At 62.3% G+C, this 17529-nt stretch carries 17 protein-coding genes, 1 tRNA gene and 1 pseudogene; 5 read left to right on the forward strand and 14 right to left on the reverse strand.

What is annotated here, in order from left to right; genetic code table 11:
• Positions 1 to 76, reverse strand: a tRNA-Glu gene (locus tag PSH86_RS22185).
• Positions 77 to 449: 373 nt separating this feature from the next.
• Between PSH86_RS22185 and PSH86_RS22190 the strand changes: the two genes are divergently transcribed.
• Positions 450 to 1208 carry a hypothetical protein gene (locus PSH86_RS22190; protein WP_109754433.1) on the forward strand — a complete coding sequence of 253 codons (759 nt, stop codon included), beginning with the start codon at positions 450 to 452 and terminating at the stop codon, positions 1206 to 1208.
• Positions 1209 to 1343: 135 nt separating this feature from the next.
• On the opposite strand, the gene PSH86_RS30710 is transcribed toward PSH86_RS22190, so the two are convergent.
• The 4 genes and pseudogenes from PSH86_RS30710 to PSH86_RS22205 form a co-directional block, all read right to left on the reverse strand.
• The gene (locus PSH86_RS30710) at positions 1344 to 2225 is read right to left on the reverse strand and encodes a methyl-accepting chemotaxis protein (protein WP_370873828.1); all 882 of its coding nucleotides are present in this window, start codon (positions 2223 to 2225) and stop codon (positions 1344 to 1346) included.
• 27 nt (positions 2226 to 2252) lie between these two features.
• Positions 2253 to 3311, reverse strand: a pseudogene (locus tag PSH86_RS30715) (HAMP domain-containing protein); the annotation flags it as partial.
• A 110-nt stretch (positions 3312 to 3421) separates the two neighbouring features.
• A complete protein-coding gene (locus tag PSH86_RS22200) occupies positions 3422 to 4810 on the reverse strand; it encodes a PLP-dependent aminotransferase family protein (protein ID WP_305484941.1) in 1389 nt (462 codons plus the stop codon).
• A 205-nt stretch (positions 4811 to 5015) separates the two neighbouring features.
• On the reverse strand, positions 5016 to 5777 hold the full coding sequence (locus PSH86_RS22205; RefSeq protein WP_109754436.1) for an SDR family oxidoreductase: 762 nt from the start codon (positions 5775 to 5777) through the stop codon (positions 5016 to 5018).
• A gap of 226 nt (positions 5778 to 6003) precedes the next feature.
• On the opposite strand from PSH86_RS22205, the gene PSH86_RS22210 reads away from it, so the two are divergent.
• Positions 6004 to 7008: an NADP-dependent oxidoreductase gene (locus PSH86_RS22210; RefSeq protein ID WP_163857329.1), complete on the forward strand. Its 1005-nt coding sequence runs from the start codon at positions 6004 to 6006 to the stop codon at positions 7006 to 7008.
• Between the two features lie 59 nt (positions 7009 to 7067).
• Here PSH86_RS22210 and pyrF read toward each other — a convergent pair whose 3' ends face one another.
• Complete coding sequence (gene pyrF, locus PSH86_RS22215; protein ID WP_160893102.1) at positions 7068 to 7766, reverse strand: orotidine-5'-phosphate decarboxylase; 699 nt, start codon at positions 7764 to 7766, stop codon at positions 7068 to 7070.
• 291 nt (positions 7767 to 8057) lie between these two features.
• Here pyrF and PSH86_RS22220 point away from each other — a divergent pair, with 291 nt between their 5' ends.
• The 3 genes from PSH86_RS22220 to xopAW all read left to right on the forward strand — a co-directional run bounded on the left by PSH86_RS22220 (position 8058) and on the right by xopAW (position 10843).
• Positions 8058 to 8816, forward strand: a complete 759-nt coding sequence (locus PSH86_RS22220) for a response regulator (RefSeq protein WP_109754438.1) — start codon at positions 8058 to 8060, stop codon at positions 8814 to 8816.
• Positions 8816 to 9859, forward strand: a complete 1044-nt coding sequence (locus tag PSH86_RS22225; protein ID WP_116833173.1) for a HAMP domain-containing sensor histidine kinase — start codon at positions 8816 to 8818, stop codon at positions 9857 to 9859. Before PSH86_RS22220 ends, PSH86_RS22225 begins: the two co-directional genes overlap by 1 nt.
• A 144-nt stretch (positions 9860 to 10003) precedes the next feature.
• The gene (gene xopAW / locus PSH86_RS22230; RefSeq protein WP_116833174.1) at positions 10004 to 10843 is read left to right on the forward strand and encodes a XopAW family type III secretion system calcium-binding effector; all 840 of its coding nucleotides are present in this window, start codon (positions 10004 to 10006) and stop codon (positions 10841 to 10843) included.
• 190 nt (positions 10844 to 11033) lie between these two features.
• Here xopAW and PSH86_RS22235 read toward each other — a convergent pair whose 3' ends face one another.
• The 8 genes from PSH86_RS22235 to PSH86_RS22270 all read right to left on the reverse strand — a co-directional run bounded on the left by PSH86_RS22235 (position 11034) and on the right by PSH86_RS22270 (position 17350).
• Positions 11034 to 12071: an AI-2E family transporter gene (locus tag PSH86_RS22235; protein ID WP_109754441.1), complete on the reverse strand. Its 1038-nt coding sequence runs from the start codon at positions 12069 to 12071 to the stop codon at positions 11034 to 11036.
• 64 nt (positions 12072 to 12135) lie between these two features.
• Positions 12136 to 12954, reverse strand: coding sequence for a DUF4892 domain-containing protein (locus PSH86_RS22240; RefSeq protein ID WP_305484956.1), 819 nt, complete (start codon positions 12952 to 12954; stop codon positions 12136 to 12138).
• A 129-nt stretch (positions 12955 to 13083) separates the two neighbouring features.
• A complete protein-coding gene (locus PSH86_RS22245; protein ID WP_109754443.1) occupies positions 13084 to 13935 on the reverse strand; it encodes an alpha/beta hydrolase in 852 nt (283 codons plus the stop codon).
• Positions 13932 to 14726 (reverse strand): alpha/beta fold hydrolase, encoded by a 795-nt coding sequence (locus PSH86_RS22250; RefSeq protein ID WP_109754444.1) that lies wholly within the window; start codon positions 14724 to 14726, stop codon positions 13932 to 13934. Before PSH86_RS22250 ends, PSH86_RS22245 begins: the two co-directional genes overlap by 4 nt.
• 275 nt (positions 14727 to 15001) lie before the next feature.
• Positions 15002 to 15445 (reverse strand): hotdog fold thioesterase, encoded by a 444-nt coding sequence (locus tag PSH86_RS22255; RefSeq protein ID WP_024617123.1) that lies wholly within the window; start codon positions 15443 to 15445, stop codon positions 15002 to 15004.
• Between the two features lie 52 nt (positions 15446 to 15497).
• Positions 15498 to 15950, reverse strand: a complete 453-nt coding sequence (sixA, locus tag PSH86_RS22260; protein WP_176689302.1) for a phosphohistidine phosphatase SixA — start codon at positions 15948 to 15950, stop codon at positions 15498 to 15500.
• Positions 15947 to 16294: a DUF4389 domain-containing protein gene (locus tag PSH86_RS22265; RefSeq protein ID WP_109754446.1), complete on the reverse strand. Its 348-nt coding sequence runs from the start codon at positions 16292 to 16294 to the stop codon at positions 15947 to 15949. Before PSH86_RS22265 ends, sixA begins: the two co-directional genes overlap by 4 nt.
• A gap of 30 nt (positions 16295 to 16324) precedes the next feature.
• Positions 16325 to 17350 carry an NAD(P)H-dependent glycerol-3-phosphate dehydrogenase gene (locus tag PSH86_RS22270; RefSeq protein ID WP_109754447.1) on the reverse strand — a complete coding sequence of 342 codons (1026 nt, stop codon included), beginning with the start codon at positions 17348 to 17350 and terminating at the stop codon, positions 16325 to 16327.
• Positions 17351 to 17529 lie beyond the last annotated feature (179 nt).

Genomic DNA, 17529 nt, shown 5'->3' on the forward strand with positions numbered 1-17529 from the left:
TGGCGTCCCCTAGGGGACTCGAACCCCTGTTACCGCCGTGAAAGGGCGGTGTCCTAGGCCACTAGACGAAGGGGACACACGTACAACATTCACTGCTTACAGCGTTTGGCTGAGTGCTTTACGCTGTAAGTGGCGCGCATTCTATGGATGGATTGAAGGGTCGTCAACCCCCAGATATAAATTTATTTAAATCAATGACTTCGCCCTGTTTAAGGGACGTATCCGGACATTTTGCTTGTCCAGTCTCTGGCGCCTATATTCTGTCACCCGCCGGGGCGCTATAGTCGCGCCCGGCAAATGATGGCAATGTGCACCCACCCGGTTGTGCTTCCTATAAACAGCACGACGCCCGTCTAATCGCGTCGCTCGGGCCTATGCGCTTAAAAGCCAAGCCACTACACTCATGACATGCGTACCCTAATAAAGAGGTCTTACCGGTGACACCACTCATGATCACCCTGCTCGTCGTAGCCGGGATCGCCCTGTTGATCGCCATTGGCTACATGAACCACGTGGTGGAGAACAACAAGCTGGAAAAGGCCCGCACCAAGGTAGAACTCAACGACCGGATGCGTCGCTGCGGCGAACTCACCGAAACCTTCCCCGGGCAGTTGATGACGCCGGCCCTGAAGTTGTTGATGACGCGCCTTGAGATGAATGTCTGCCAGCGCCTGCTGAACCTGGATAAAACCAATTCCGCAGTCAAGGCACGCCTGGACGAGCTGAGTGCACTGGCCGCCCAGGGTGAATCGATCCCGGTGAACAATCCGCCGGCGCCGATCCAGACCGAAGCCAAGGCCAAGGACGTACGTTTCCTGCTCGAGGCCTTGCACGGCCAGATCACCCGCGCCGCCCAGGATGGTTTCCTGCCGCCTAACGAAGCCAAGCGCTGGATTCGCGAAGTCCGACATATCCTGGTGCTGCTGCACATCGAGTTCTTCAACAACCTCGGCCAGCAAGCCCTGCAGCAAGAACAGCCTGGACAGGCCCGCCTGGCCTTCGAGCGCGGCGTGCAGTACCTGCGCAAGCAACAGGAACCCCAGGTCTACGCCGAACAACTGGCCTACCTGGAGAAACTCCTGGCCCGGGCCAATGCCCAGGTCCTGGCCAGCACCCAGCCGGTCGAAGGCGAGGTCAACCAGTTGACCGAAGGTTTGAAGGACGACGAAATAAACGACGAGTGGAAGAAGAAAAAAGTCTACGACTGAGGTTGGAGGGTCGGATCGGGTTCCCTTGTGGCGAGGGAGCTTGCTCCCGCTGGGCCGGTCCGGCGCTTCGGGCGCGCTAGCCCTTTAATGATGGGGGCTTCGCCCCCAAACGGGAGCAAGCTCCCTCGCCACGGCTTACAACTTGAAATGCCCCACCATCCCCTTGAGCTCAATCCCCAACTGCGCCAGCTCAATGCTGGAAGCGGCATTGCCGCGCATCGCCAGGGAGGATTGATCGGCACTGGCGCGTATGCTGGTGACACTGCGATTGATCTCTTCGGCCACCGAACTCTGCTGCTCGGCCGCCGCCGCGATCTGTTGGTTCATCTGCTGGATCAACGACACTGCGGCCGCAATACTGCCCAAGGCGCTTTCGGTCTGCAGTGCATCACTGACGGCCATTTTCACCAACTCGCCACTGCTCTGGATCTGCTGCACGGAAGCCTGGGCCGCTGAGCGCAAGGCGCTCACCAGTCGCTCGATTTCCTCGGTGGACTGTTGCGTACGCCTGGCCAATGCCCGCACTTCATCGGCCACGACCGCGAAGCCCCTGCCCTGCTCCCCGGCCCGGGCTGCCTCGATAGCGGCATTGAGCGCCAACAGGTTGGTTTGCTCGGCCACGCTCTTGATCACGCTCAGCACCGTACCGATGTTCTGGATCTCGGCACTGAGGCTTTCGATGCTGGAACTGGCCGACGTGGCCGAATCGGCCAATTGCTCGATGCGCACCATGCTCTGACGCACCACCTGCTGACCGCTTTCGACCTTGTCGTCGGCGGTCTGGGCCGCTTGGGCCGCTTCTTCGGCGTTGCGTGCCACGTCATGCACTGTGGCCGTCATCTGGTTCATCGCCGTAGCGACCTGCTCGGTTTCCTCTTTCTGGCTGCTGACTTCCAGGTTGGTCTGTTCAGTCACGGCCGACAGCGATTGGGCCGAATTGGCCAACTGCTCGATACCGGCCTGCAAGCCGCTGACGATACTGCTCAGCCCCGCGCCCATCTGTTGCATCGCCTGCATCAACTGACCAATTTCGTCCCGGCGCGTCACTTCGACCGTGGCGCTCAAGTCGCCCGCCGCAATCCGCTGGGCAACACGAATGACACTGCGCAACGGCGTCACGATCAGCCGGGTGATGACCCACGCCGCGATCAATCCCACCAGCAACGCCAAGGCCGACGAACCGATGATCAGCAGCGAGTTTTTCTTCAGTTCGGCCTGCATGGCATGGTCTTCGGCACTGAAGGCCTGGTCCACCCGCTCCACCACCTGGGCGGCGCGCTCGTGCAGTTGCTGGTAGACGACTTTTTCCTTTGCCAACAGACCGGTGTATTCGGCCAGTTGATCATTGAAACCGCCAATATGCCCGGCCACTTCATTCAGAACGGTCTGGTAACCCGGGTCCTTGACGGTGGTCTTGAGCGCTTCGGCCAGTTTCATCGCCTGCTCGGCCTGCTCGATGCTGCCTTGCCCGGCGCCCTCGACATTGCCCTTGCGGCTCTGGTCCAAGCGGACACGCGCTTCATTCATGGCTTGCAACATCAACCGCGACACTTCGCTGACCTGGTTGGCCTGCTCGATGAACTCGGCCCCCTCCTTGCCTTCGGTGTCTTTCAAGGTATAGGCGCCGTCATCCGCCAGTCCGGCCTGCAACACATCCAGGTTATTGGCGACGCTGGACACCGACCAACTGGCCATTTCCAGCGCCAGGTCCTTGCTCTGGCTCAACCCGACAAATTCGTCGAACGCCTTGCGATACGCGGCCAGCGCCTGCTCCACGTCGTTCATCACTGGTACGTTGGCAGCCGACTGCACCTTGAGTTCGTTCGCCTGGGCCACCAGCCCATCGACACCCTGGCGCAGGGCGTCGGCGGTCTTGGGGTCGGAACGCGAGGCGTATTCCTGCTCCAGCAGCCGGACCTTGAGCAATCCGCTGTTGAGGGACGACATCTGTTTCAGGCCATCGAAGCGATAGCTGATGGTCTGCAGGGACCAGACACCGATGGCCGCGACCACAGCGGTCAGCAGCAACACCAGGACAAACCCGATACCCAGTTTCTTTGCCATACCCAGGTTGGCAAAACGTCCTTGCACGGCCGAAATCATTGCGCTCAGTCCTCTGCCAGTGTGTGTTGATCGCAGATTCGCAACGAGACGCCCTGCAACACAAGATGCTGGCGTCGGAATAATGGCAAAAAGCTACAGCCGCGTCGTTTTCAGGACACTCGAGGTCGATCCAGAGCCGTGGCCCGAAAGAATGCCTGCGCTCTGGGGTCCCGGGCATAGGCCACGTTGATCCGTAGCCAGTCGCTGTCGGCGCCCGAAGGGCTGAACGCTGTACGCGAAGACAGCTGCACGCCGAACCGCTTGGCCAGGCGCTGCACTCCAGCGTAGTCACACAATGGCGGTCTTGCCCAGATGAAAAGCCCACCGGCCGGTTTGCCAAAGACCTCCCAGTCGGCGTCCTCCAATACCTGCAACAACACCCCCATATCGGCGCCCAGGCGCTGGCGCTGGCGTTGGACCAGCTTGCGATAGGCCCCATTGGCCAGGAGGCAGGCAAGGACCGACTCACAGAACCGCGACCCACCCATGCTGGTAATGCCCTTGACCTCGCTCAGCCGCGCGATGATGGATGGCCCGGCCACCACGAAACCGACGCGCAACGAGCTGCTCAGGGTTTTCGAGAAACTGCCCACGTAGACCACATCGGGATCCAGCGCCGCCAGCCGGGTCCGTGCCGAGCTCTGGAAGTCGCCATAAGCATCGTCTTCGATCACCAGCACGGCGTGTTCCTTCGTCAGTTGCAGCAGCCGTTGAGCGACGGCCGGAGCCAGGCTGCTACCGGTCGGGTTATGGCAGGCACTGTTGACGAACAACGCAGCAGGCCGGTGCATCGCCAGCAGGTCTTGCAGCGCATCGACGTCCGGGCCGCGCGGAGTCCTGGGCAGTTCGATCATGTCGATCTTGTGCAGCTTGAGCAGGTCGAACAGGTTTGAATAGCCGGGACTCTCCACCACCACACAGGAGCCTGGCGGCAACAGTGTCCGTACGATGAGGTCCAACCCATGGGTCGCCCCGGTGGTGGTCAGGATCAGGTTTTTATCGGCCTCGATACTGAATTGTTTCAGACGCCTGGACAGTTGCTCGCGCAGGGCGGGCAGCCCCAACGGCGTGCTGTAGTTGAACAACCCCGCCATGTCGGTACGGGTGACCTGACGGATCGCATAACCCAGGTCATCACTTTCACGCCAGCTCTCGGGCAGCCCGCCACACCCCAACTTCAATTCCCGTTGCGCGCTTTCGCCCCCATCGGCAAGCGCATCTGGCTGTCGATTCTGGTCAGTGGGCTCGTGCAGGGGGGAAAGGGGTGGTGCGACAAAGAAGCTGGAACCATGGCGGGACGCCAACAGGCCTTGGGCGACCAGGCGTTCGCACGCTTCATTGACGCTGGACTGGCTGAGCAGGTTCTGCCGCGCCAGTTGGCGGACGGATGGCAGTCGAGTCCCCGGTTGCACCGCATCCTGTCGGATCCAGCCCGCCAGCCCGTCGACAATTTGCTGCACGACGGGCACCAGGGCCTGTCGGTCGATTCTCAATTCCATGAGTAACCAAGCTCCTAAGCGTTTGTTTTATTTCCGGAAACAGTTAAGCACAGGCCGCCGCCAGACGATGTAAGACAACAACATCAAAACCGCTGATTCTCACTCTTTGAAACACATTGATGGTCCCTTCCAAGAACTTTTGCGCCGCCCAAGAAAAAGCCCGCAACCAGTGCGGGCTATTTCCTACAGTCTTGGCAGACCGTCCTCAGAAAGCCGTAACCCCGCCGTCCACCGCCAGGGAATGCCCTGTGGTGAACGCTGCACCATCACTGCACAAATACAACACAGCGCTGGCGATTTCCTCGACTTTGCCAATACGCCCCACCGGGTGCATGGCATTGGCGAACTCGCCTTTTTTCGGGTCCGCCTCATAGGCACGACGGAACATGTCGGTGTCGATCACCGCCGGGCAGACCGCATTCACGCGGATTTTCTTCTTTGCGTACTCGATGGCGGCCGATTTGGTCAGGCCGATCACGGCATGCTTGGACGCTGCATAGATACTCATCTTCGGCGCGGCACCCAGGCCAGCCACCGAGGCCGTATTGACGATCGCGCCGCCGCCCTGGGCGAGCAATAGCGGCAACTGGTACTTCATGCACAGCCAGACGCCCTTCACATTGACCCCCATGATCGCGTCGAACTCATCAAGGGTACCGTCGGCCAACTTGCCCTTCTCGATCTCGATCCCGGCGTTATTGAAGGCATAATCCAGGCGACCGTAGGTATTGATCACCTCGTTCATCAGATGCTGTACGTCGCTTTCCAACGTCACGTTGCAGCGCACGAATACTGCCTCGCCGCCCGCCTCCCGAATCGACTGCGCCGTGCCCTCGCCGCCCGCCACGTCCAGGTCAGCCACCACCACTTTCAGGCCCTCGGCCGCGAACGCCAGGGCAGTGGCGCGGCCAATGCCTGCGGCTGCGCCCGTGACCACGGCGACTTGTCCGGAAAACGTCATGCTCATTGTCTGTTCCTCGAAGAATGCGGGGGATGCCGACAGTCTAGTCACAGGTCTCGAGGACGCGGCAGCACTATCCAATTGCCGTTTGAGCATTCATGGGCGCCAGTGATAAGGCCCTGGGGCGAACTATCACCCGCTTGGATCGAACTGCATTCGCTGGATCAGCAAACCTTGCGGCAAACGCTTCGAAGGTCTATCAACAAGACTCCATTCATCTTGAGTGCCAGCCATGACTGCCCAGACCAATCGCCAGTTCCTGCTCGCCAAACGCCCGGTAGGCGCGGCGACCCGTGAGACTTTCACCTATCGACAAGTCCCGGTCGGCGAGCCGGCAGCCGGCCAGATCCTGGTAAAGAACGAATACCTGTCCCTGGATCCGGCTATGCGCGGCTGGATGAACGAGGGCAAGTCCTACATCCCGCCGGTCGGCATCGGTGAAGTGATGCGGGCATTGGGTGTCGGCCAGGTGATCGCCTCGAACAACCCTGGGTTCGCGGTCGGGGACTACGTCAACGGTGCGTTGGGCGTGCAGGATTATTTCCTCGGTGAGCCAAGGGGTTTCTACAAGGTCGATCCGAAACTGGCGCCGCTGCCACGTTATTTGTCCGCGTTGGGCATGACCGGCATGACCGCTTATTTCGCCCTGTTGGACGTCGGCGCGCCCAAGGCCGGCGAGACCGTGGTGCTGTCGGGTGCCGCCGGTGCGGTGGGGAGCATTGCCGGGCAGATCGCCAAGATCAAAGGCTGTCGTGTGGTGGGCATCGCTGGCGGAGCCGATAAATGCAAGTTCCTGATCGATGAGCTGGGCTTCGACGGCGTCATCGACTACAAGAACGAAGACGTCCACGCCGGCCTCAAGCGCGAATGCCCCAAGGGCGTGGATGTGTATTTCGACAACGTCGGGGGCGACATCCTCGACGCCGTGCTCAGTCGTTTGAACCTCAAGGCCCGCGTGGTGATTTGCGGCGCCATCAGCCAGTACAACAACACGGAAGCGGTGAAGGGCCCCGCCAACTACCTGTCGCTGCTGGTCAATCGGGCGCGCATGGAAGGCTTCGTGGTCATGGACTACGCCGCGCAGTTCGCCGCCGCCGGGCAGGAAATGGCCGGCTGGATGGCCAAGGGGCAGCTCAAGAGCAAGGAAGACATCGTCGAAGGGCTGGAAACGTTCCCCGAGACACTGACCAAATTGTTCAGTGGGGAGAATTTCGGGAAACTGGTATTGAAGGTCTAGTCACAAAACACCTGTGGGAGCGAGCAAGCCCGCTCCCACAAGGGATCTTCAGGGTTTGGTCAGGCCAGTTCAGCCACGACCGCCGCCAACGCCTTGGCCGGATCGGCCGCCTGGCTGATCGGACGGCCGATCACCAGGTAATCGGACCCAGCGTCCAATGCCTGGCGCGGAGTCAGGATACGACGCTGGTCGTCCTGGGCGCTGCCCGCCGGGCGAATCCCCGGGGTCACCAGTTGCAGCGACGGATGGGCCGCTTTCAAGGCGCTGGCTTCCAGGGCCGAACAGACCAAGCCGTCCAGGCCGGCCTTCTGCGCCAGCGCCGCCAGCCGCAGCACCTGCTCCTGAGGCTCGATGTCCAGGCCGATCCCGGCCAGATCCTCACGCTCCATACTGGTCAGCACGGTCACGCCGATCAGTAGTGGTTTCGGGCCGCTGCGCTGATCCAGCACTTCACGACAGGCTGCCATCATGCGCAGGCCGCCGGAGCAATGCACGTTGACCATCCACACGCCCATCTCCGCGGCAGCCTTGACGGCCATCGCGGTGGTGTTGGGGATATCGTGGAATTTCAGGTCCAGGAACACTTCGAAACCCTTGTCACGCAAGGTCCCGACGATTTCCGAAGCGCAACTGGTGAACAGTTCCTTGCCGACTTTGACCCGGCAGAGCTTGGGGTCCAACTGGTCGGCCAACTTCAGGGCGGCGTCACGGGTAGGGAAATCCAGGGCGACGATAATGGGCGTCTGGCAGGCGGACATGAGCGGGCTCTCAGGCAAGTCGAAATCGGCGCGCATTATAGCGGAACCAGCGCCCGTGCGGGACCCGATAATCGGTAAATCATCATCGCGTCCAGAGCAGCATGGACGATACCGGCCTTTGTGTCTAAGCCGATACATTCATGACATGCGCGCAACACGCCGACACGCTACCGTCTGGCGCCGCAACCCGTCCTTTCAGCGCTTCACGCCCTGCGGCGCGAAGCCTATGCTGAAGCCTCAACCTCGCCGCCTTCTTTGCGGTTGGCAGCTTACCTGGCAGATGATGCATCCATGCAGAACACCCCTGTTGCAAATTCTGACGATCAAAAAGTGCCCGACGATGACAAGCGCTGGAGTACCCGCGCGCTGATCGTCGATGACGATGTGCCGATCCGCGAGCTGCTGATCGATTACCTGGCCCGCTTCAGCATACGGGCCAGCGGCGTGAGCGATGGCGCCGCGATGCGCCAGGTGATGCAGGCCGAGCACTTCGACGTGATCGTGCTAGACCTGATGCTACCGGGGGAAGACGGTCTGCAACTGTGCCGCTGGCTGCGTGCAGAATCGGACATCCCGATCCTGATGCTCACCGCTCGCTGCGAGCCCACCGACCGCATCATTGGCCTGGAACTGGGCGCCGATGACTACATGGCCAAGCCGTTCGAACCCAGGGAACTGGTGGCGCGTATCCAGACCATCCTGCGCCGGGTGCGCGACGACCGTACCGAGCAGCGGGCCAATATCCGTTTCGACAACTGGCGGCTCAACAGCGTGCTGCGCCAACTGATCTCCGCCGACGGGCTGGTGGTGCCGCTGTCCAACGCCGAGTTCCGCCTGCTGTGGGTCTTCATCGAACGGCCGCGCCGGGTGCTCAGCCGCGAACAACTGCTGGACGCGGCTCGCGGGCGCTCCATCGAGGCCTTCGATCGCAGCATCGACCTGCTTGTATCGCGCCTGCGCCAGAAGCTGGGCGACGACCCCAAGGCCCCCCAACTGATCAAGACCGTGCGCGGTGAAGGCTACTTGTTCGACGCCCGGGACATCGGTTGATGCGACTGCGCCTGGACTCCCTGTTCGGCCGCCTGTTTGGCGTGCTCCTGCTGGCGATTGTCCTGGCGCACCTGTTGGCCTTTGCCTGGTTTTTCCATTACGACCAGCCACCACCCGGGCCGTCACCTGGCATGAACCAACAAGGCGAAGCCCCTCCGCGATACGGCCCGCCCCCCAACCGTCCACCACGTCCCTGGTTCGGAGGCCCGGTGGTGCCGTTGACCTTTCAATTCGTGTTCCTGATCGTCGCGGCCTGGTACGGCGCCAAACTCCTGACCCGACCAATCCAGCGCCTGAGCGAGGCGGCCGAGCGCCTGAGCGAAAACCTCGACAGCCCGCCGCTGGATGAAAACGGGCCCCGTGAGGCGCGTCAGGCAGCCCATACATTCAACCTGATGCAGAAGCGGATCCGCGAGCAAGTGCAGCAACGTTCGCGCATGCTCGGCGCCGTGTCCCATGACCTGCGCACGCCGCTTTCGCGGCTCAAGTTGCGCCTTGAGCAGATCGATGACGTCAAGCTGCAAAGCCAGATGCGCCAGGATCTGGACGACATGATCGGCATGCTCGATGCCACCCTCACCTACTTGCACGAACAGCGCACCAGTGAAGAGCTGCAATGGATGGATGTGCAGGCCTTGGCGGAATCGTTGAGCGAAAACGCCCAGGACCGGGGCGCCGATGTGCACGTCAGCGGCAGCTGCGCCCCCCTGCGGGTACAACCGATGGCGCTGCGCTCGTGCCTCAACAATCTCATCGACAATGCCCTGCGCTACGCCGGCCATGCAGAGATTACCCTGGAGGACCAGCCTCAACGGGTTCTGATCCGGGTCATCGACCACGGTCCCGGTATTGCAGCGGACAAACGCGAAGCCGTGTTCGAGCCCTTCTATCGCCTGGAAGGCTCGCGCAACCGCAATTCCGGCGGTGTTGGCCTGGGCATGACCATCGCCCGGGAAGCCGCCGAACGCCTGGACGGACAATTGACCCTGGAAGAGACGCCAGGGGGTGGGTTGACGGCGGTGATCAGCCTGCCTCGTACCTGAGAACACACCTATCACCTGTGGGAGCGTCGATCTGAAGGTTTTGTACAGCCACCGGTACAAACTCCACATACCCACGACAACTACCCCGCCGAGGCTGCATAAGCCGGTGCACCCACCGGCTATCCCAGCCCAAGGAGAGCGCCCATGATTGGTAGCGTCAGCAGTTACTCGACCTATACCAGCACCAGCAGTACCGCAACCAGCAGTGCCCGCAGCCAGCAGTTTCAAAAGGAACTGCTGAGCAAGCTCGACAGTGACGGCGACGGTTCGGTCAATCAGGAAGAGTTGAGCACCGCCCTGTCGCAAAAAAGCGACGATGGCATCCTGGTCAGCCTGAGCGACAATTTCGGCGACCTGGACAGTGACGGCAGCGGTGACCTGAGCGGCGAGGAAATGGCCGCAATGGCGCCGCCACCTCCGCCGCCACGAGACCAGGCGCCGAATACCGAACTGGCTGATGCGCTGCTCAGCGTCCTGGACACCGACGGTGACGGTGTGGTCAGCAGCGATGAGTTGAGCAACGGCCTGGCCAGCACGGACAGCGATGCCGACAGCCAGCAAGTGTTCTCGGCCTTGGACAAGAACGAGGACGGCACTGTCAGCCTTGACGAACTCGCCGCCAGCCTTGCGCCACCGCCACCACCGCAACAGACCTCCAGTGAAGAGCTGTTCAGCCAGCTCGATGCCGATGGCGACGCCACCGTCACCGCCAGCGAACTGAGCAGCGCCTTGCAGGCCAGCAACGGTACGTCCACGAGCACCGACACCAGCGCGATGCTGATGGAAGCACTCGACAGCGACAGCAGCGGTGGTGTCAGCAGCGACGAATTCAACAGCGCCTTGCAGGCCGGTCGCCGCAGCGACAGCTCCACCGAACAGGCCAATGTCAGCGAAGCGTTGAACAGAATGATCGCCAACCTCAGCCGGCAATACTCGCTGGATAACGTCGCCACCGTGGGTAAACACCTGAACGTGGCAACCTGATTCACCGGCAAGCCTGGATTGAAACTCACTTGTGGCGAGGGGATTTATCCCCGCTGGGTTGCGCAGCAGCCCTAAAATCAGACGACCCGGAGTGTCAGGCTGAACGAGCCGGCAGTTTTTGGGGTCGCTTCGCAACCCAGCGGGGATAAATCCCCTCGCCACAAAGGTTTGTGCTTGCCTCTGGGGTGGGCTACCGCGCCTGGCTTTTGCTCCAGTCCGTCAACAGGCTGTACGCCACCGCCAGCAAGGTCGGACCAATGAACAGGCCGATGAAGCCGAAGGCGATCAACCCGCCGAACACCCCCAACAGCACGATGACCAAGGGCAGGTTTCCGCCACGGCTGATCAGGTAGGGTTTGAGCACGTTGTCCACGCCACTGATGATGAACGTGCCCCAGATGCCGAGGAACACCGCCATCCCGTACTCCCCCTTCCACGCCAGCCACGCCGTGGCGGGGATCCAGACCAGGGGTGGCCCCATGGGGATCAGGCTCAGGAGGAAGGTGACGATACCCAGTACCAGCGCGCCCGGCACCCCGGCGATCAAGAAGCCGATCAGCGCCAGCACGGCCTGGGCCGCCGCCGTGCCAATCACACCGTTGACCACCCGCTGCACCGTACCGGCCACCAGTTCGATGTAGTAACCGGCACGGTCGCCGATCAGGCGCTCCAGCAAGCCGTGGACAAACACCGCCAGGCGCGGGCCGTCGCGATAGAAGAAGAACACGAACACGATGCTCAGGGTCAGTTCGAGCATGCCGCCGCCAATCTGCGCGCTGCGGGCCAGCAGCCAATTGCCGACCTGGCCCAGGTACGGCTTGATGGACACCATCATCGCCGCACCCTGCTGGTCGATGCTGTTCCAGATGCCTACCAGTCGCCCGCCTACCAACGGCACGCCGGCCAGCCAGTCGGGGGCTTCAGGCAAGCCGTCGACCTGCACGTCCTTGATGAACGCCGTGGCATCGCGTACATGGTCGGCCAGGTTGAACCCCAACCACACCAGCGGCACCGCCACCAGCAGCATCCAGCCCACCGTCAACAACGCCGCCGCCAGGGATTCGCGGCCATTGACCCAGCGGGTCAGCAGGCGCATCAGCGGCCAACTGGCGAAAGCCAGCACCGCCCCCCAGAACAACGCCGACCAGAACGGCGCCATGACCCAGAGGCTTGCGCCGAACAACACCAGGAGCAGGATCTGCACCAACAGCCGATCGTTATTGAGCATGTAGGGTCTCGAAAAAATGAACAGGACCGAAGCAACGCGGTGAAACCCGCTGCCCCGAGATAGCTTAGCGCAGCAACTCCAGGTGCAATCCCGCCGCTTCGTCGCTAGCGGTCTCCATCCGCGCCGCCCGGACACCCTGGCTCGCCAGAGCCTCGAGCCAGGCCTCGGCCCTGGGGCCGGCAATACTGACCCGCAGGCCCGTGTCCAGGTTCAGCGCCCGGGACAACAGGCGCAACCAGGTGTCGTCGGGTTCACCGGCAAGACGCGGCAAGTCCAGGACTCCAGTGTCCTTGAGCTGGCGCAGCAGCGTGGCCGATGTCGGCAGCAGGTCCCCCAGCGCCGCGTTCGCCTCGAACTGCTCGACATGCAGGTAGGCCTTGCGATTGCCGCGGGTGATGGCATACAGCGCAATCAGCGTGTTGTCCGCCGGCGGCGCCAGGCGCAGCAACAAGAAGGCCTGGCCACTGTCGGCGCCATAGAGTTTGGCATTGCCGAAGACGTCGTTGGCCCACAAGCTGCTTTCGCCGCAATCGCGGGCCTGGCACCAGAACAACAGCTCGGCGCCCTGTTTCTGCAGCGCTTCACGCGCCGCGGTAAAGGCCTGGGTGGCGGAATGCTCCGGCGGCAGTTCGTACGTGACCGAGGTGACATTGCCACGGGCATCGACCTGCCCGTCGAAACGCAGCTGACCGCTGATCTTGCGGATCGAGCCCATGGGGTAGACGCGTTCCAGGTCGCTGGTTTGCCGATAATCGACAATCTGCGCGTCGGGCATGCGCGGCACACGCTCCAGGTCGCGGCTGCCCGGCACATCGACGGCGAACGACGCCGGGCTGAGGCAGGCCAGCACCAGCAGGACGAGTGAATGAACGGATACTTTCATTGGATCGGCTTGGCCTGGGACGCTTGGACGCAACGGGCGTCGTCGATGCAGCGCGAGGCTGCTAAACAGAGGTCTGTCATGGTTGTCTCCCTTTCAACCCGCTCAGCCTCGACAGTTGCCCGGCGCAAGTCAAGGAACGGTGAAGAACCGATTGAAACAGTCTGCTACAAGCGCGGCACCGGCCTCGTCGTTCAGGTGCAAATGATGACCGCCGGGTAACTGCTCATGACTGAAGGGTAGACGCTCCAGCAACTCCGGATGCTGGGCCAGCATGCCATCGGCCGCCACCACCAGATGCGCCGGACAAGCGACCCGCGCCACGAATGCCATGGCCTGTTCATCGGTCAGGCGCAGGGGCGATGGCAGGGTCAGGCGGTTGTCGGTGCGCCAGGTATAGCCCCCGGGCACCGGCATCAGGCCGCGTTGGGCCAGCAATTCGGCGGCCTCGCGGCTGACCGCCACCAGCCCCTTCATCCGCGCCTCGATGGCCCGGTCGAGGGTTTTGTAGACCGGCTTGCGTTTTTGCTGCAAATCCAGCTGCGCCTGCAGGGCCATGCCCATGCGTTCGGCGGCGTTATCGCCTTTGGCTGTAGGAGGAATCACCCCGTCGATCAAGCCCAGGTGCGTCACCCGTTCCGGCAGGGAACCGGCCAGCACCAGCGACACAATGGCGCCCATGGAATGCCCCAACAGGGCGAAACGCTTCAAACCCAGTTGTTCGGCGACTTGCAGCACATCATGGGCGTAGTCCCAGAGGGCATAGCCGGCACCGGCTGGTCGATGCCCGGAGTGCCCATGGCCGGCCATGTCCAGGGCAATCACTCGCAGGCCCTCGAGCCTGGGCGCCAGGCGCGCGAAGCTGTTGGCGTTGTCCAGCCAACCGTGCAGGGCAATCACCGGCAGCCCGTCTTCCGGGCCGAACAAGTGGGCCGCCAGCTCGATGTGAGGCAGGCTCAGGCGGACTTCCTCGACCACACTCATGCGCTGCGCCCTTCCCAACGCTGGAACAGGTTCTTGAGCAGGTTGGCCGTGTCCTGTGGACGTTCGAGGGGGAACATATGGCCGCCGGGCATGCTCAGGGACTCGCCATGGGGCATGCGCCCCACCGAACGGGTGTGATGACGCATCACCACCCGACTCTGCCGGCCGCGCACCACCGCCAGCGGCACCTTGAGCTTGCGGGGTCGCCCGGGACTGGTGTGCGGCACGCCGCGGTAGATACTGATTTCAGTGGCGGGGTCAAAGCGCAACCGCAACCGGTCGCCGACTTGTTGCAAGCCGTGTTGCAGGTAGGCGTCGAAGCATTCCGGGTCAAAACCGCGGAACAGGGTCTTGCCAGCAAAATACTCTCGCGCCGACGCCAGGTCAGCGAACTCCTCACGCCGCCCCAGGGTCCGGCCAGCCGGGGTCAGGCGGTCGATGAAACCCAGGCGCTTGGCGGCCAGGATCACCCACTGGTCGGTACGGGTCAGCACCGGCGAATCGAGCATGACCACGCCGCGATACAGCTGTGGGCAACGCAACGCCGCGTGCAGGTGCAGCACACCACCCAGGGAATGCCCGACGCCCCATACCGGCGCCGGTTGCTGTTCCAGGTGATGGATCAGTTCATCCACCAGGTTGTGCCAGTTATCGTCCACCGGGAAACGCGGGTCATGCCCGTGCAACTCCAGATGCGCGACCTGGTACTGCGGCGCCAGGGCAGCGAACAGCTTGCCGTAGGTGGCCGAAGGAAAACCATTGGCGTGGGTGAAAAATATCTGTTGCGACATGACAGCCGATCCGTTGGGGGAACTGGGGCAGATTGTCCGCAGAACCCGACGGCACGGCAATGACCGTAACTGACAGGAATGATGACAGTCGGGGTTGGGCTATGGGGCTATCAAGCTGTGAGCACTGCCCCATGTGGCGAGGAGACTTGTGGGAGCAAGGCTTGCCCGCGATGCAGACGCTGGGGTGGATCAGGTGTTGCGCGTCGACTCCATCGCGGGCAAGCCTTGCTCCCACAGAAAATCCCCTCACCACAGGATTGCATCCCACTAGAGCATCAACGCGCCGGCGGTTGCTCGCCCAGCGGCACCACCGCCATGGTCAGGCGCGACACGCAGTTGACCTTGCCCTCGTCATTGACCAGGCGGATGTCCCAGACCTGGGTGGTGCGGCCCAGATGAACCATCCGGGCCGTGGCGGTCACCCGTCCGCTGCGCACGCCGCGCAGATGGTTGGCATTGATTTCCAGGCCCACGCAGTAGAACTTGCTGGCATCGACACAGAGATAGGCGGCCATGGACCCGACCGTTTCGGCCAGCACCACCGAAGCACCGCCATGCAGCAGGCCGAACGGCTGGTGGGTGCGCTGATCGACCACCATGCTGGCGGTCAGGGATTCGTCGTCGAAAGACTCGAAACGAATGTCCAGCACTTCGCTGATGGTGTTTCTACCGGCGGCGTTCAGTTGCTCGATGTTGGGGGTGGTGCGCCACAGACTCATCGTTGCCCTTCCTGTGTGATTGTTGTTTTGCCCAGTGCTGCAATCGACCGGTTCAGGGATGCCTGATCCCTTTGAGCCTCATCGTTCCGGCCAGCGGCATGTCGCCTTCCAGCTCAGCCAGCCCGGCGGTTTGCACTTGCTCGGGGTGTTGCAGGTGGCCGTGTTGCAGAAAGCCCAGCAGGCTGCCCACCAAAGGGTTATGGCTGACCAGCAGCACATTGTCCTGGTCCTCGAGGCGCTCCAGGACTTTTTGCGGCCGGGTGTCCGGCGTGAGCCAGTTCACCGTGATCAGCTCAGGCTGAAAACCCAGCGCTTCGCGCACCAGTTGTGCGGTCTGCTGGGCGCGCAGATAGGGGCTGGCGTAAATGGCGGTCAGCGGCTGGCCGATCAAGTGCGCGGCACTGCGCAACACTTCCTCGCGACCGTGAGCCGTCAGGGCCCGCTCCGGATCGGGACGGGCACCGTACGGCTCAGCCTCACCATGGCGCAATACCCACAATTTCATAGCTTCGGTTCCTCGTCCCGGACGGGATGCGGGGCCGGTGCCACGGTGTGAGGGGCTTCGCCTTCAGGCGTGCGCGGAGTCGGCCAGTCCGCGAACGGCCAGGGTTTCTGGTCGCTGTGGAAAGTGCCGAAACGGCCGATCTGGGCCAGGAACTGGCTCAGGCTGTCGCCGAAATTCATCAGGCTGGCACTGGGCGCGCCGTAGATCAGCCGATAGATCAATTGCACCAGCACCACGGCACCGAGGATGAATTGCGCCACCTGCCAGACCAGCAGATAAATCACCATCCACAGCACACGCAGCAGGATGGATTCGTATTGGGGTTGCCCTTGCGGATCGTTCATGGCTCGCTCCTGCTTGCGATCAATAGCGGTTCAATTGAAACCGCTGGTGGAAATGAAATCGACGTCGGTCTTCGGTTCGCCACGCATCAACAGCTCGATCACCTGTTCAAGCGTGCGCCCTTCGAACAGAATCGCGTGCAGCCCGGCGACCAGCGGCATGTACACTCCCGCCTCCTGGGATTTTGCCTTGAGCACCTTGAGGGTGTTGACCCCTTCGGCCACTTCACCCAGGCGCGACACGGCCTCATCGAGACTCAAGCCTTGGCCGAGGGCAAAACCGACCTGGTAATTGCGACTCTTGGGCGAGGAACAGGTGACGATCAGGTCGCCCACGCCGGCCAGTCCCAGGAAGGTCATCGGATTGGCGCCCTGGCTGACGGCGAAACGGGTCATTTCCGCCAGCGCACGGGTGATCAGCATGCTCTTGGTGTTCTCGCCCATGCCCAGCGCCACCGCCATGCCGGCAATGATCGCATAGACGTTCTTCAATGCCCCGCCCAGTTCCACACCGAAACGGTCGGCACTGGCGTAGACCCGAAAGGTGCGGCCATGCAAGGCGGCCTGGACCCGTTGGCACAGCTCTTCATCTTCACTGGCGACCACTGTGGCGGTCAGGGCATGCTCGGCGATTTCCCGCGCCAGGTTCGGCCCGGAGATCACACCGATCCGGGCCTTGGGGGCGATTTCTTCGAGAATCTCGCTCATCAGCTTGAAGGTCTGGGCTTCGATGCCCTTGGTCAGGCTCACCAACAGCTTGCCGCTCAAGCGCTCGGCATAGGGCGCCAGTACCGAACGCAAGGCGCTGGACGGCAAGGCGACGAAGAACAGGTCGCTACCCTCCAGGGTTGCCTGCAAGTCAGTCACCGGTTCCACTTCCGGGCGGATCTTGATGCCCTTCAGGTAACGCGGGTTCTCGCGGTTGACCCGGATGGCCTCGGCCTGCTCCGGGTCACGCATCCACTGGCGCACCGGGTGACCATTCTCGGCCAGCAGGTTAGCCACGGCGGTACCGAAACTTCCGCCCCCCAGGACCGCAATCGGGCGCTGTTCAGTCATATGCAATCCGTTCATCCATACCAAGTGGCAATGCGGGGCATTATACGGAGCGGCCAGATCGCGACCAGCCCCGGCAACAATTACCGCCAGCTGTAGGAAGCTGACCATCAATTCCTAGGAAAATGCTGTCAACGTGAATGGAAAAGTCGTTCAGCTCGGTTAACATGCCCGCCATCCTC

It is taken from the genome of Pseudomonas sp. FP2300, from assembly GCF_030687595.1.
In the GTDB taxonomy this organism is placed as follows: domain Bacteria; phylum Pseudomonadota; class Gammaproteobacteria; order Pseudomonadales; family Pseudomonadaceae; genus Aquipseudomonas; species Aquipseudomonas bijieensis.